General features: G+C 60.0%; 11 protein-coding genes, 2 tRNA genes and 1 pseudogene. 10 read left to right on the top strand and 4 right to left on the bottom strand.

Annotated features, from left to right (window positions below; genetic code table 11):
- Positions 1-8: 8 nt before the first annotated feature.
- Complete coding sequence (locus tag J5289_RS12420; protein WP_209183956.1) at positions 9-299, bottom strand: hypothetical protein; 291 nt, start codon at positions 297-299, stop codon at positions 9-11.
- 251 nt (positions 300-550) lie between these two features.
- Positions 551-625 (bottom strand) — tRNA-Asn (locus J5289_RS12415).
- A gap of 117 nt (positions 626-742) precedes the next feature.
- Here J5289_RS12415 and J5289_RS12410 point away from each other — a divergent pair.
- The 8 genes and pseudogenes from J5289_RS12410 to exoR all read left to right on the top strand — a co-directional run bounded on the left by J5289_RS12410 (position 743) and on the right by exoR (position 9,784).
- Entirely contained in the window at positions 743-1,060 is a 318-nt protein-coding gene (locus J5289_RS12410; RefSeq protein WP_209183955.1) for a hypothetical protein, read from the top strand.
- Positions 1,061-1,218: 158 nt separating this feature from the next.
- Positions 1,219-1,292: transfer RNA gene (locus J5289_RS12405), tRNA-Cys, on the top strand.
- 438 nt (positions 1,293-1,730) lie between these two features.
- Positions 1,731-2,402: a protein-L-isoaspartate O-methyltransferase gene (locus J5289_RS12400; RefSeq protein WP_209183954.1), complete on the top strand. Its 672-nt coding sequence runs from the start codon at positions 1,731-1,733 to the stop codon at positions 2,400-2,402.
- Positions 2,403-2,642: 240 nt separating this feature from the next.
- Positions 2,643-3,596 carry a DUF2497 domain-containing protein gene (locus tag J5289_RS12395; protein WP_209183953.1) on the top strand — a complete coding sequence of 318 codons (954 nt, stop codon included), beginning with the start codon at positions 2,643-2,645 and terminating at the stop codon, positions 3,594-3,596.
- A gap of 23 nt (positions 3,597-3,619) precedes the next feature.
- Positions 3,620-6,642 (top strand): annotated as a pseudogene (locus tag J5289_RS12390) (valine--tRNA ligase).
- Between the two features lie 402 nt (positions 6,643-7,044).
- Complete coding sequence (locus J5289_RS12385) at positions 7,045-8,313, top strand: OmpP1/FadL family transporter (RefSeq protein WP_209183951.1); 1,269 nt, start codon at positions 7,045-7,047, stop codon at positions 8,311-8,313.
- A gap of 366 nt (positions 8,314-8,679) precedes the next feature.
- Positions 8,680-8,988: a hypothetical protein gene (locus J5289_RS12380; protein ID WP_209183950.1), complete on the top strand. Its 309-nt coding sequence runs from the start codon at positions 8,680-8,682 to the stop codon at positions 8,986-8,988.
- Positions 8,981-9,784 (top strand): exopolysaccharide production regulator ExoR, encoded by an 804-nt coding sequence (gene exoR, locus J5289_RS12375; RefSeq protein ID WP_209183949.1) that lies wholly within the window; start codon positions 8,981-8,983, stop codon positions 9,782-9,784. The genes J5289_RS12380 and exoR overlap by 8 nt, the downstream gene beginning before the upstream one ends.
- A gap of 22 nt (positions 9,785-9,806) precedes the next feature.
- Here exoR and xth read toward each other — a convergent pair whose 3' ends face one another.
- Positions 9,807-10,598, bottom strand: a complete 792-nt coding sequence (gene xth, locus J5289_RS12370; protein ID WP_209183948.1) for an exodeoxyribonuclease III — start codon at positions 10,596-10,598, stop codon at positions 9,807-9,809.
- Positions 10,599-10,723: 125 nt separating this feature from the next.
- On the bottom strand, positions 10,724-11,056 hold the full coding sequence (gene erpA / locus J5289_RS12365; RefSeq protein WP_209183947.1) for an iron-sulfur cluster insertion protein ErpA: 333 nt from the start codon (positions 11,054-11,056) through the stop codon (positions 10,724-10,726).
- A 206-nt stretch (positions 11,057-11,262) separates the two neighbouring features.
- On the opposite strand from erpA, the gene J5289_RS12360 reads away from it, so the two are divergent.
- Together J5289_RS12360 and argS are read left to right on the top strand one after the other, a co-directional pair.
- Positions 11,263-12,480 carry a deoxyguanosinetriphosphate triphosphohydrolase gene (locus tag J5289_RS12360; protein WP_209183946.1) on the top strand — a complete coding sequence of 406 codons (1,218 nt, stop codon included), beginning with the start codon at positions 11,263-11,265 and terminating at the stop codon, positions 12,478-12,480.
- A gap of 54 nt (positions 12,481-12,534) precedes the next feature.
- On the top strand, positions 12,535-14,295 hold the full coding sequence (gene argS / locus J5289_RS12355) for an arginine--tRNA ligase (RefSeq protein WP_209183945.1): 1,761 nt from the start codon (positions 12,535-12,537) through the stop codon (positions 14,293-14,295).
- Positions 14,296-14,334 lie beyond the last annotated feature (39 nt).

Raw genomic sequence — 14,334 nt, 5'->3', positions numbered from 1 at the left:
TGTCGGGCCTATTCGGCGCAATCCCATTCGCGGGCAATAATATAGACACCCTTATTGGCGACATCGCCACGCGGGGAAATCAGCTTTCCCTTCATGTAGTCGCCGCTGTCGCCGACTTCCTTACCTTCGAAGGTCCAGCTTAACCCGATAGTAGAGCCGTCGCTCCAGTCCGGATGGATGTCGTCCGGGTTCGGGGATGCCAGAATCCGGGCCGAGCCGTTATTCGGCGTACATTGAGCCGCCAGCGAAAGGCCGGGAGAGAGCAAGACGGCAGCGAAAAGCAAAGGCACAAGTTTCATTTCACGCTCCTCGGGCGTTGCGGTACCGGCTTTTGGCGATCGTTCGGAGGTCGCCCTGTCACCCGTTCGGCCGGAGCCTACTGGTCGCAGGTGCAGTGTCAGAGCACAATGTACCATGAAGCGCAGCAGCGGTTCATTTTTGGGAAATACCAGTTCTCGGACATTTCACCAAACCTGTGAAATGTCAGCGGGAAACCATTGCACCGAAAAAGAAAAAAGCCTCTGCATCGCTGCAAAGGCTTTTTATAATTTGGCTCCCCGGGCCAGATTCGAACTGGCGACCTGTCGATTAACAGTCGAATGCTCTACCGCTGAGCTACCAGGGAAGACCGCTTGGCGCGGTGTGAGTGGCCTAATACAAATGCTTTCCCGATTTGCCAAGCGGTTTTTTCAAAAATCGCCCATCGGCTTGCATTAATCGCCCATATCCCCATTTCCTGTGGATGAATGACGCTTCGAACCCATCGCATGCGGACGCCACGCGCCGCCCCACGCCAAAAAAACGTTTTGGTGTCGATCACGCACGCGGCAAGCTGGTGCTCGGCTCCGTGCACGTGCCGCTGCCGAAATCGCGGCTGGCGCGCATGTCGGTCGGCACGGCGCTGATCGGCGGCGGTTGCCTCGGCTTCCTGCCGATTCTCGGATTCTGGATGATCCCGCTCGGTTTCGTCATCCTCTCGCAGGACAGCGCCACCGTCCGCCGCTGGCGCCGCCGCATGTCGGTGTGGTGGGGCCGCAAGCGTGAGCCGGACAACAAATAGTGCCTGATGCCCGGAAAAGCCGCATCGCTTCGCTGCGGCAGGGCTACCTAACGTCAGCCTATCGGGGCAGCGGAGGGCACGAAAAATTATCCCGTTGGCGGCGAATGGTCTTGCGCTCTGTCTAGAGCTAGTCTAAATCGCCGCGACCACACACGGATGGCCTCGTGGCGGAGTGGTGACGCAGAGGACTGCAAATCCTCGTACCCCGGTTCAATTCCGGGCGAGGCCTCCAATTTTTAAATCAATAAAATCAATAATTTAGCTGAAATGCGATGGCTAGTTGGGCCAATGCGCGTTGCGCTTGTGTTGCAAGCTGTTCCCCTTGCTTTCCGGCCATTTCCACCGCGATATCGCAGAGAAAAGCGACAACTCGGACGCTTTGACGAGATTTGCGTCCGTGACTGATATGCCCAAAACTCTCGCTCTCGGGCGATTGCTTATTTTAAGCCGATCTGCTTCGAGGCTGCCGTCTCCTTTTATTCGATGCCCGACGACGATGGCTCCGAACGACAAGGCACGTCATGGGTATTTTCAATTGCCTATTTGAAGCAACTAAGCCAGCTGAGCCTCCCGCACGAATTTCCCTCCGGTCCACATCCACGCCTTGAAAGCTTTCGCGGTGGCGATTAAGACGGTGCACGGTTAATCGCTTTTGATGGGGCGGGACAGCATGATGGATTTCGGAACTGCGCGGCTGAAGATGGTGGAAAGCCAGATCAGGACGACGGATGTCACCTCGCACTCCGTGCTGAACGCTTTCCTCGCCGTGCCGCGCGAAGCGTTCGTGCCGGAAAAGCTCAAGGTGCTGGCCTATATCGATAATGACGTCGAGATCTGTCCTGCTCGTGACGGCAATCCGCCCCGTTACCTGATGCAGGCATCGCCGCTGGCAAAGCTGTTGCAGCTTGCGGCAATCGGCAAGGACGATGTCGTGCTCGAGGTCGGTGCCGGGACCGGTTACACCTCGGCGCTGCTGTCGCTGCTTTCGGGCTTGGTCGTTGCGCTCGAATGCGACGGGGCTTTGGCCTCGCAGGCGCGCGAAACGCTTTCGGCGCTTGGCTATGGCAATGTCACGGTAGCGACGGGTGCGCTCGAAAAGGGCTATGCGGCCGGGGCGCCTTACGATCTGATCTTTGTCAACGGCGCGGTCGAAGAAGTATCCTCCGATCTTTTCGAGCAGTTGCGTGACAATGGCCGTCTCGTCGTCGTCAAGGGTTTCGGCAATTCGGCGCGGGCTTCGGTGTTCGTGCGCGAACGTGGCGCAATCTCGGAAAACGCATTTTTCAACGCTTCCGTGAAGGCGCTGCCGGGCTTTGCCAAGGTCAAGGAATTCGTCTTCTGAGCATGGCCACCGGTTGACGATCTTTCGGACGGGCACCCTGGGTGCCCGTTTTCATTTGCAGTTTTTCCATAGCTGCTGCTTTTGCGTGCGGCTCTGGACAAGGTAAACAAAACTGTGCATCAGCGGACTTAGTCGATTCGCGGTGATTTTTTTCCCCCGGAGAGTATCCTAAGGTAACTATGATTCGAATGGCTGGCGCGCTGGCATTTCGGTCCTTTCTGCAGGATAACGGGGATGAAAATGGCTCAGTCCAATGTTGCGCGTGAACCGTCGATGGAAGAGATTCTTGCCTCTATCCGCAAGATCATCGAAAGCAACGAGCCAGGCGGTGGTCCTTCCCTGTCGACCTCGATGCCGCCGGTCTACGAAGCTGCTGAAAACGACGACAACGACATCCATCTGACTGTCGACGATGAGTTCGAAGGCGCGCTCGACGACATGCCGCCGATGCCGGCTCCCCAGGACCCGCGCTTCGTTGCCGCCAATTCGGCCGGCCACGATCCGGATGCGGCGCCGCGCAGCACCATGTCGCTCGCCGACGTCGCAGCCCGCGTGCGTGCCGCTTCCGATCGCAATTCCATGCAGATGAACGCGTCGCGTGAAGCGGCGCCGTCTCGCGAATTGCCGCCGGCGATGGCCGCCCGTCTCGCCGAGGTGCGCCTTGGCTCGCATGCGATGCAGCCCGATGCCGCCGAGGCGGAAGTGCGGCATACGCAACGCGAACCGATGGCCGCCGTGTCGCAGGATTTTGCGGCCGCGATGTCCGACGTGGTCGTGCACATCAGGCCGGTCGAGCCTGTGCAGCAGGTCGTCGAACAGGTGACTCGGTCGCCTGACATGCCGTCCGGTGTCCGGACACAGCCGCAGCCCGAGCGCGCCGCCGCGCCGAAGCCGGTTCAGGTCGAGCCGGAAGCCGCCTATGTAGCGCCTGCCGAGCAGCACGACCGGTTCCTGCCGCAGTTGCATGAAGAGGCCCAGAAGATGCTGGTCTCGGAGGCCACCGGTGAACAGGTTGCCCGCTCTTTCGACGAGCTTGCCGCAGCGCTTGGCGCCGAGCGCCGCTCGCTCGACGACATCGCCCAGGACATGCTGCGTCCGATGCTGCAGGAATGGCTGGACGACAACCTGCCGACGCTGGTTGAAAAGCTGGTACGCGAGGAGATCGAGCGGGTCGCCCGCGGCCCCCGCCGCTAGTTTTTCCCGACACCTGGCGACAACTGCCGCTCCGGGCATGGGGCGGCTTTTTTATTGACTTGCCGACGGCCATCCTGTTTACCAACCGGCATCATCGAACTCTAGATCCGGTCCCAAAATGCTCGAAAAGACCTATGATTCTGCCGCTGTTGAGCCGAAAATCGCCCAGAAATGGGACGAGGCCGACGCGTTTCGCGCTGGTGCCAATGCCAAGCCGGGAGCCGAGACGTTCACCATCGTCATTCCGCCGCCGAACGTCACCGGTTCGCTGCACATGGGCCATGCGCTCAACAACACGCTGCAGGACATCATGGTGCGTTTCGAGCGCATGCGCGGCAAGGACGTGCTCTGGCAGCCAGGCATGGACCATGCCGGCATCGCCACGCAGATGGTCGTCGAGCGCAAGCTGAAGGAATTGCAGCTGCCCGGCCGTGTCGCCATGGGCCGCGAAGCCTTTATCGACAAGGTCTGGGAGTGGAAGGACGAATCGGGCGGCCTGATCTTCAATCAGCTGAAGCGCCTTGGCGCTTCCTGCGACTGGTCGCGCGAGCGCTTCACCATGGACGAAGGGCTCTCGGAAGCCGTCCTCAAGGTCTTCGTGTCTCTTTACAAGGAGGGCCTGATCTATCGCGGCAAGCGGCTGGTCAACTGGGACCCGCAATTCGAAACAGCAATCTCCGACATCGAGGTCGAAAGCCGCGAAGTCAACGGCCATATGTGGCACTTTAAGTACCGCCTGGCCGGCGGCGAGACATACACCTATGTCGAGAAGGATGCCGACGGTAACGTCACCTTCCAGGAGGAGCGCGACTACATCTCGATTGCGACGACCCGGCCGGAGACGATGCTGGGAGATGGTGCCGTGGCCGTTCACCCCTCGGATACACGTTATGCGCCGATCGTCGGGAAGCTCTGTGAAATCCCCGTCGGGCCTAAGGAGCATCGCCGCCTGATCCCGATCATCACCGACGAATATCCGGAACCGGACTTCGGCTCCGGCGCCGTGAAAATCACTGGCGCCCATGATTTCAACGACTACCAGGTCGCCAAGCGCAACGACATTCCGCTCTACCGGCTGATGAACGGCCGTGCCGAAATGCGCGATGACGGCGAGCCCTACGCAGTCTGCGCTGCCCAGGCGCAGGCGATTGCCCGCGGCGGCGACATGCCGACGGAATCCGAAATCGACGACATCAACCTCGTACCGGAAGAATATCGCGGCCTCGACCGGCTCGTCGCCCGCAAACGCATCGTCGATGCGATTAACGCCGAGGGCCTGGCAGTTACCGTCAAGGATGCCGAAGGCAACGATATTCCCTACGTCGAAGCCAAGAAGATCATGCAGCCGTTCGGCGACCGCTCGAACGTCGTCATCGAGCCAATGCTGACGGACCAGTGGTTCGTCGATGCGAAGACGCTGGCAGGGCCGGCCATCGCCTCCGTGCGCGAAGGCCGCACCAATTTCGTGCCGAAGAACTGGGACAAGACCTATTACGAGTGGATGGACAACATCCAGCCCTGGTGCATTTCGCGCCAGCTCTGGTGGGGTCACCAGATCCCGGCCTGGTACGGCCCGGATGGTCAGGTCTTCGTCGAAAAGACCGAGGAAGAGGCGCTGCAGGCGGCGATCCAGCATTACCTGTCTCACGAAGGTGTCTGGAAGGCCTGGGTCGAGGAGAAGCTGGAGAACTTCAAGCCGGGTGAAATCCTCATCCGCGACGAGGATGTGCTCGACACCTGGTTCTCGTCTGCTCTCTGGCCGTTTTCGACGCTCGGCTGGCCTGAGCAGACGCCGGAGCTTGCCCGCTACTATCCGACCAACGTGCTGGTCACCGGTTTCGACATCATCTTCTTCTGGGTCGCCCGGATGATGATGATGGGCCTGCACTTCATGAAGGACGACGCCGGCAACGGGGTCGAGCCGTTCAACACGGTCTATGTTCATGCGCTGGTTCGCGACAAGAGCGGCCAGAAGATGTCGAAGTCGAAAGGCAACGTCATCGATCCGCTGGAACTGATCGACGAGTACGGCGCCGACTCGCTGCGTTTCACGCTGGCCATCATGGCAGCGCAGGGCCGCGACGTGAAACTCGATCCGGCGCGCATCGCCGGCTACCGCAACTTCGGCACCAAGCTGTGGAATGCGACGCGTTTCGCGGAGATGAACGGCGCTGCCAGCGGCGCGCATTTCGTGCCCGAGGCGGCCGAACTGACGGTCAACCGCTGGATCCTGACGGAACTGGCGCGCACCACCCGTGATGTCACGGAGGCCCTGGAGGCTTACCGGTTCAACGACGCGGCCGGCGCTCTCTATCGCTTTGTCTGGAACCAGTTCTGCGACTGGTACCTGGAACTGCTGAAGCCCGTCTTCATGGGCGAGGAAGAGGCTGACAAGGTCGAAGCGCAGGGCTGCAGCGCCTACGTGCTGGAAGAGATCTACAAGCTTCTGCATCCGTTCATGCCGTTCATGACGGAGGAGCTCTGGGCCCACACAGCTGGCGAGGGCAAGGAGCGCGACGGATTGATCTGCCACGCGGACTGGCCGGTGCCGTCCTATGCGGACGATGTCGCGGCAGCAGAGATCAACTGGCTGATCGACCTGGTCTCGGGCATCCGTTCCGTGCGCTCGGAAATGAACGTGCCGCCGGCAGCCACGGCGCCGCTGGTGTTCGTCGATGCCAATGGCGTCACCCGCGAGCGGCTGTTCCGCCACGATGCAGCGATCAAGCGGCTTGCCCGCGTCGAGGCGATCTCGCTCGCCGAAGCTGCGCCGAAGGGCTCGGCACAGATCGTCATCGGCGAGGCGACTGCATGCCTGCCGCTGGGCACATTGATCGACATCGACGCCGAACGGAGCCGGCTTGAAAAGGCTGTCGCCAAGGCACAGGCCGAGGCGGATCGCATTGTCGGGAAATTGTCGAACGAACGGTTCGTTGCCAACGCCAACCCCGAAGTCGTGGCTGCGGAACGCGAACGGCTGGAGGAGCTGCAGAGCCAGCTCGCCAGCCTCAAGGTCGCCCTGATAAGGCTCAGCGAAGTCGGCTGATTGCCACGACCTCTGAGAATCGTTCGGTGGAATTACAAAGGGCGTGCCACGAAAGCGGTGCGCCCTTCTTGAATCCATGGAAAATTCGACTTCAGGTGGATTGGTTGCATTCAAAGTATAGTCTCGGGTTGAATATCAAACCCCTCATTTTAAGGGGGTGTTTATATTTCGCTGCTGTGATCCGTTTGATACATCGCGCGCAAGAGAGAGAAAGAGAATCTAGTTCAAGCACTAAACGATACATTCTCGGGAAGAAAATTTTGCGCTTCGTGATATTCACGCGATAGGATGCCGCTACTTCTCATGGAGCGCGCTCCAGTATTGATACCACGGGCTTATCGTTACGTTGCCTATTCTTGCGATGACCGTAAGATTGCCGCAGTTGGGTATCGGGGAAGTGTAATGAGACATCGTGCAGTGGCCAAGGCCGCCCTCGTGCTGCTTGCCGGCTGTAGCTTCGTCAGCTCCGCAGCGGCCGGAGGCATCGAGCGCGCGGGTTATGACATAGATCTGCTGTTCGATAAGTCACGCTATGCTTTCGAGGGCGGCGTCACGTTCGTGATGCCGGAGCGCAAGTTGACCATTGCACGTGACATCAATCCACGTGATGGAAACCTCAACAATCGCCCGCAGTCCGTCAGCGACGGTCCCAATTTTGGCGTGCCTTCCGTGGGCATCAAGATCGGTATCACTGACGATGTCGATTGCCTGGGCGACTACTCCGAGCCGTTCGGCGCCCATTCCAATCCCGGGACAAACTGGGCCGGTGCCAACTATAACAGCGACGAAAAGATATACAGCCACAACTACGGCCTGACCTGCTCCTACAAGTTCGATGCAGGTCCGGGCCAGTTGCGGCTGATCGGCGGTGGCTTCTACCAGGAGGTCGGTGGATTCAAGGAAGAGTTGGTGGTGCCCCTGCCGGCGTCGCTTTCGTCCCTCTACAGCGGCATGGGCCGTCTCGATATCAGCGACAGCGGCTGGGGCTGGCGCTCCGGCGTTGCCTACGAGATCCCCGAATATGCCATGCGCGCCAGCCTCGTCTATAACAGCCAGGTCAAGTACGACAATCTGTCCGGCACGGTGGATCTGACATCCGTGCCGAAGATTGCAGTCCCGGGCAATCCGGCGGTGGGCACGGTCACGCCCGTCTATGGATCGGCCACGGCGCCGGATTCGCTGGAGCTGAAGCTGCAGACCGGCATCGCGCCCGACTGGCTGGCGTTCGGTTCTGCCAAGTGGACCAACTGGAGCACGCTGCAGAGTATCGCATTCTGTCCGAAATCGACGCGCGGACTGGTTGCCTGCAGGCCGGGCAGCGCCGTGGAACTGACCTCCCTCGATCTCCTCTACAAGGACGGATGGACGTTGAGCGGCGGCATCGGCCACAAGTTCAATGCCCAGTGGAGCGGCGCCGTCAGCCTCACCTGGGACCAGGGCACGAGCCAGGGCTATGGCCTGTCGTCCGATACTTGGATGCTCGGGGCAGGCCTTTCCTTCTCGCCGACCGAGCATGTCGAGTACCGGCTTGCCGGCGCTGTCGGTCTGCTGACTTCAGGCAAGTCCGGGACCGTTACCTCCGGTGGCGTGACCTACGGCGACGATGTTACCTATCGCTACGGCAACGATTTCGTCGGCGCCCTTTCGACGTCGGTCAAGGTCAAATTCTAGCTGTCTCAACCACCGTTTGCGCCTGGATGTACGCGCTCCGTGCAGTTGCGCCGTGCGGGTACGTTTCGCGCCGTCGCGCCATTTTGTGACGAAATCGCAACACTCGTTTGCAACCGTTTACGTTGCCCGCTCCTGCGGGAAATCTGTCCATTTCCCGCCACAAATAGAGCGCACCGATAAGTGCGGGCTCAGGGCGAGCCCGTCTGAAAACGTGCAGTGCGGATCTTCAGGCTAATTTCGGAGAGTGTGGGACAGGTGTCATGACTGAGGTTCGAGTGACTTCGAGCTAATGGGTGTAACGTTTTGTTGCCATGGCACTTTTTGAATATTCGAGAGTCTGCCTATCGATCCTGAGCGAGGAATTATTTGGCGTTTGAAGAGCCAAAAAATGCTTCGTTGGACGTGCCTACGCTGGTTTGGTCACAATTTCGCGATACGGTTGAAAATGTGACGAATGGCGAGGCGGCAAATGTTTCCGAAGTTTGGAAACGGCTTGCCGCAGCGCAAGGACAAGCGGCGAGTGGATCCTGGAGCGGGGGCGTTCTCAAGGTCCGGTCGGAATGGAATGCGGGCCGGTGTATGCGGCTTGTGGGAGTTTATCCGGCGCTGAACGGTGACGAGGGGTTGATCGTGGCGTATCCGGATAGAGCGAAAGAAATCGACTGTGATGCTTAGATCCGAGTTTCCATCAGTACGAGTTATGTGGCTTGGCATGGCGTTGATCGTGCCGGCTGCCGTTGCGGCACCTGCCTTGGCCTTTGATATCAATGCCGGCGTCTCAAAGGAATCGGGACCCTTCGACCTCTTCAAGTTCGGCTTCAAGGCCTACAAGAACGGCCAGAAGGAAGAAGCCGTCGAGGCTTACAAATATGCGGCCGAGAAGGGCCATACCGGCTCGCGCTGGGCACTTGCGAACATGTATGCCGATGGCGACGGCGTTGCACAGGACGACTTCGAGGCCTTCAAGATCTACAACGAGATCGCCCAGCAAGGCGTCGAGCCCGGGTCCGAAGACACCGGTTTCTTCATCAATGCGCTGCTTTCTCTCGCCAACTATTACAAGAGCGGAATTCCGAACACGCCCGTCAAGACGGATCTCAATCAGGCCCGCCAGCTGTATTTCCAGGTCGCATCGACCTTTGGTATCGCCGAGGCGCAGTTCCAGCTGGCGAAGATGATGCTGTCGGGCGAGGGCGGCACGCCGAATGTCCAGCAGGCGAAGAAGTGGCTCAATCAGGCTCGCAAGAGCGGCCATCCCGGCGCCATGGCGGTGTTCGGCAACATCCTGTTCCAGGAAGGCCAGTCGACACGCGGCCTGGCGTTCATGACTGCGGCTCTCGACAAGTGCAAGCCGAAGGATTGTCCGTGGATGGAAGACCTGCAGGAGCAGGCTTTCTCCGTCGCCAACGAGAACGACCGCCGCAACGCCGTCGTCATGGCCCACAAGCTCGACGTGACCGCTCCGGAGTGATGGGGCGGACGGTTATTGCCGCTTAGGCCGCAAAATCGAAATGGGCAACGACGGGGACGTGGTCGGACGGCTTTTCCCAGGCGCGAACGTGTTTCTCAACTGTCGCCGAGGTCATTTTGTCGGCAGCTTCGGGCGACAGCATCAGGTGATCGATGCGGATACCGTTGTTTTTTTGCCAGGCACCGGCCTGATAGTCCCAGAACGTATAGAGCTTTGACTGATCGCTTGTCGCCCTCAGGGCGTCGGTGAGGCCGAGATTTTCCAGTCTTCGAAATGCCTGGCGCGTCTGCGGCAGGAACAATGCGTCATTCGCCCAGACCCTTGGATCGAAGCAGTCGTGCGGCTCCGGGATGACATTGTAGTCGCCAGCAAGGATCAGCGGCTCCTCGAGCGCCAGGCGGCTGGCTGCAAAGACCTGCAGGCGCTCCATCCAGGCGAGCTTGTAGGGATATTTTTCAGTATCGACCGGATTTCCATTCGGAAGATAGATGCAGCCGACCCTCAGCGTCCGGTCGTCGGCGATGGAGAAGGAGGCTTCGATGAAGCGCGACTGCTCGTCGGTGTCGTCGCCCGGCAGGCCACGGATCACCGCATCCGGCTTCTGCTTGGACAGGATCGCGACGCCGTTGAAGCCCTTCTGGCCGTGGGTCTCGACATGATATCCGAGCTCCTCGAGCTGCAGCCTCGGAAAGCTCTCATCGACGGATTTGATTTCCTGCAGGCAGGCGATATCTGGGCTGGAATCCTTCAGCCACTGGCAAAGGTTGTCGATGCGGGCCTTGATGCCGTTAATGTTCCAGGTGGCGATTTTCATGGGCGAGGGACTCCTTGGATTGCCCCTTTTATCGTCACGACCGCCGCTTGGCCATTGGCTTCCGGACAAAAGAAAACCGGCCGGCGGCAGTGCCGTCGACCGGTTCTGGAATGCTGCTTGTCGGCTCAGACGGAGAAGCTGGTGCCGCAGCCGCAACTGGCAACCGCGTTCGGATTGTTGATCTGGAAGGACTGGCCGAGCAGGTTGTCGACGAAATCGATCTGCGAGCCTGCCATGTAGATCAGCGATAGCTTGTCGATGAAGACCGTGGCGTCGCCCTTGGCAACGACGATGTCATCTTCGGCGGGGGCGTCCACCAGGTCGAACTTGTAGGAGAAGCCCGAGCAGCCACCGCCTTCGACGGCGACGCGCAGCGCGCTCTTGCCGGTTTCGGCACTGACGATTGCCGCTATGCGCTTGGCGGCGGAATCCGAAAGGGTTACAGTTGTTTCGGTCATGATGTCCTCCTGCCGGGGTCAAGGCCCGGAGAGAATGAGTTGAGGATGGCGTTCAAACGCCTGATATCGAACAAGGCTATCACCAAAGTTCTGGCGGCGACAGCAGCAGTTGGGAGTTTTTGCCGGACTGCTTTGCCGTTCCTTGAAACTGTAGGTATGAAGGCCGGAACGCGGCGTCAATGGCCAGCGGCCGAGATGGATGGATTATGACGATCGACAGGCATGCATTGGGTTTCGGCACGGGCGAACGGGCGATCTATGCGGCAGACCCCTGGACAACGCGCGGCCGGCTCTATGACGAATCCTCCAGCCCGACCCGGTCCGATTTCCAGCGCGACCGCGACCGTATCGTGCACACCACCGCCTTCCGGCGGCTGAAGCACAAGACCCAGGTTTTCATCGCCCAGGACGGCGATCACTATCGCACGCGGCTGACGCATACGATCGAGGTGGCGCAGGTGGCAAGGGCGCTGGCCCGGGCGTTGCGGCTCGACGAGGACCTGGCCGAGGGCGTGGCGCTGGTCCATGATTTCGGCCATACGCCGTTCGGCCATACCGGCGAGGATGCGCTGCACGAGATGCTGCAGCCCTATGGCGGCTTCGACCACAATGCCCAGTCGCTGCGCATCGTCACCAAGCTCGAGCGGCGCTATGCCGAGTTCGACGGGCTGAACCTGACATGGGAGACGCTCGAGGGACTGGTGAAGCACAATGGCCCGCTACTTGCGCCTGACGGCAAAGGCACGCACGGGCCGGTGCCACAGCCGATCCTCGACTATTGCGAGCTGCACGATCTCGAGATCGGCAGCTATGCCAGCCTCGAGGCGCAGGCGGCGGCGATTGCCGACGATATCGCCTATAACACGCACGATATCGACGATGGCCTGCGCTCAGGCTATCTGAGCTTCGAGATGCTGGAAGATATTCCGTTCCTGGCCGGGCTGATGGCCGAGGTGAGGGCGCGCTACCCCAATCTGGAAGCCAGCCGTTTCACCCACGAGATCATGCGCCGGCAGATCACTCGCATGGTCGAGAACGTGATTTCGGTGGCGCAGGAAAATCTTGCCTCGATCCGGCCGACGAGCGCGGATGATATCCGCAGTGCCGGCCGCGTGGTCGCCGCCTTCTCGCCCGACATGGCCGAGACCGACAGGCAGATCAAGGCTATGCTGTTCAAGCGCATCTACCGGCATCCCGATATCATGCGCATCCGCGCGGGCGCCGCGCAGATCGTCACCGATCTTTTCCACGCCTATATGGCCGATCCGCGCGAGATGCAGAGCCACTACTGGGTAGATCATATCTCCGGCCTCGCCGATGCCGCCAAGGCCCGGCATGTCGGCGATTATCTGGCGGGAATGACCGATACCTATGCCATAAGTGCCCACAGGCGATTGTTTGACCAGACTCCCGATTTACGTTAGGCACCGGGTCGCCGACGGATGGCTGACTGAAACCGCCCATGCTTGGAACTGATTATGAACCTATTCACAGACTTCGAAGCCAGAGTTAAGCTCGCCCTTGAAGATATTGATATCATCAAGGAAAAGCGATCCGAGCTGGACTTTCGCCGCGTCGCTGTCGAGCCGCCGCGCGATCCTAGTCATGGCGATGTGGCGACCAACGCGGCGATGGTGCTGGCGAAAGCCGTGGGCACAAACCCGCGCGTGCTGGCCGATGCCATCTGTGTCCGGCTGAGAGAAGATGCGGATATCGCAGAAGTTTCCGTCGCCGGTCCGGGCTTCATCAACATCCGCCTGGCCGTCGGCTACTGGCAGCGCCTGCTCTCCGGCGTGATTGCCGGTGGCGAGACGTTCGGCAGGTCGACCGTCGGGGACGGCGTCAAGGTCAACGTCGAATACGTGTCGGCCAATCCGACCGGACCGATGCATGTCGGCCATTGCCGTGGCGCCGTGGTCGGCGACACGCTGGCCAACCTGCTGGAGTTTGCCGGATACGGCGTAACCAAGGAATATTACATCAACGACGCCGGCTCGCAGATCGACGTCCTGGCGCGCTCGGTGTTCCTGCGGTACCGCGAGGCGCTCGGCGAGCAGATCGGCGATATTCCGGCAGGGCTCTATCCCGGCGACTATCTCGTGCCGGTCGGCCAGCAGCTTGCCGAGGAGTTCGGTACCAAGCTGCGCAGCATGCCGGAAGACCAGTGGATGCCTGTCGTCAAGGACAAGGCCATCGATGCGATGATGGCGATGATCCGCGAGGATCTTGCAGCACTGAACGTCAGGCATGACGTGTTCCTGTCCGAGCGCACGCTGCACGCCAACGGTGCTGCGCCGATCCGGACTGCGATCAACGACCTCACCTTCAAGGGCTTCGTCTACAAGGGAACCCTGCCGCCGCCCAAGGGTCAGGTGGCGGAGGACTGGGAAGATCGCGAGCAGACATTGTTCCGCTCGACCGAGATCGGCGACGACATCGACCGGCCACTGATCAAGTCGGATGGCTCCTACACCTACTTTGCGGCCGACGTTGCCTACTTCAAGAACAAGTATGACCGCGGCTTCAACGAGATGATCTACGTCCTCGGTGCCGACCATGGCGGCTACGTCAAGCGGCTGGAAGCGGTCGCCCGCGCCGTCTCGGACGGTCAGGCCAAGCTGACGGTGCTGCTCTGCCAGCTGGTCAAACTGTTTCGCAACGGCGAGCCGGTGAAGATGTCGAAGCGCTCGGGCGACTTCGTGACGCTGCGCGATGTGGTCGAGGAAGTCGGCCGCGACTCCGTGCGCTTCATGATGCTCTACAGAAAGAGCTCCGAGCCGCTCGATTTCGACTTCGCCAAGGTGACGGAGCAGTCGAAGGACAATCCTGTGTTCTACGTGCAGTATGCCCACGCGCGCTGCATGTCGATCTTCCGCCAGGCGAAGGAAGCGTTCCCGGGTCTGGAAGTATCAGTCGAGGAAATGGCGGCTGCCGTCCATGGTGCGATTGTCGATCCGGCGGAGCTAGCGCTGGTTGCCAAACTGGCGGAGTTTCCGCGAATCATCGAGAGTGCGGCCTTGGCTCAGGAGCCGCATCGCATCGCATTTTACCTGTATGACCTGGCGAGTTTCTTCCACGGACACTGGAATAAAGGTAAAGATTTTCCGGAATTACGATTTGTTAACGATAAAAACCGAGAATTGAGCATTGCCAGACTTGGGCTGGTGCACGCTGTCGCGTCGGTTTTGAAATCTGGTCTCGGTATTACCGGGACCGCAGCACCGGCTGAAATGCGATAAACGTCACCATTTACCCACATTGCGCTGGCAATAGCGTAG

Origin of the sequence: Rhizobium sp. B230/85 (genome assembly GCF_019355735.1) — a bacterium.
In the GTDB taxonomy this organism is placed as follows: Bacteria; Pseudomonadota; Alphaproteobacteria; order Rhizobiales; family Rhizobiaceae; genus Rhizobium; species Rhizobium rhododendri.
Note: the sequence above shows the minus strand (reverse complement) of the source record. Positions and strands in the feature narration are given on the sequence as shown.

Coding starts and splice junctions, on each gene's coding strand:
- erpA (WP_209183947.1), bottom strand. CDS start 11,056: ATGACCGAAACAACTGTAACCCTTTCGGATTCCGCCGCCAAGCGCATA.
- J5289_RS12395 (WP_209183953.1), top strand. CDS start 2,643: ATGGCTCAGTCCAATGTTGCGCGTGAACCGTCGATGGAAGAGATTCTT.
- J5289_RS12410 (WP_209183955.1), top strand. CDS start 743: ATGAATGACGCTTCGAACCCATCGCATGCGGACGCCACGCGCCGCCCC.
- J5289_RS12420 (WP_209183956.1), bottom strand. CDS start 299: ATGAAACTTGTGCCTTTGCTTTTCGCTGCCGTCTTGCTCTCTCCCGGC.
- J5289_RS12360 (WP_209183946.1), top strand. CDS start 11,263: ATGACGATCGACAGGCATGCATTGGGTTTCGGCACGGGCGAACGGGCG.
- xth (WP_209183948.1), bottom strand. CDS start 10,598: ATGAAAATCGCCACCTGGAACATTAACGGCATCAAGGCCCGCATCGAC.
- J5289_RS12400 (WP_209183954.1), top strand. CDS start 1,731: ATGATGGATTTCGGAACTGCGCGGCTGAAGATGGTGGAAAGCCAGATC.
- argS (WP_209183945.1), top strand. CDS start 12,535: ATGAACCTATTCACAGACTTCGAAGCCAGAGTTAAGCTCGCCCTTGAA.
- J5289_RS12385 (WP_209183951.1), top strand. CDS start 7,045: ATGAGACATCGTGCAGTGGCCAAGGCCGCCCTCGTGCTGCTTGCCGGC.
- exoR (WP_209183949.1), top strand. CDS start 8,981: ATGCTTAGATCCGAGTTTCCATCAGTACGAGTTATGTGGCTTGGCATG.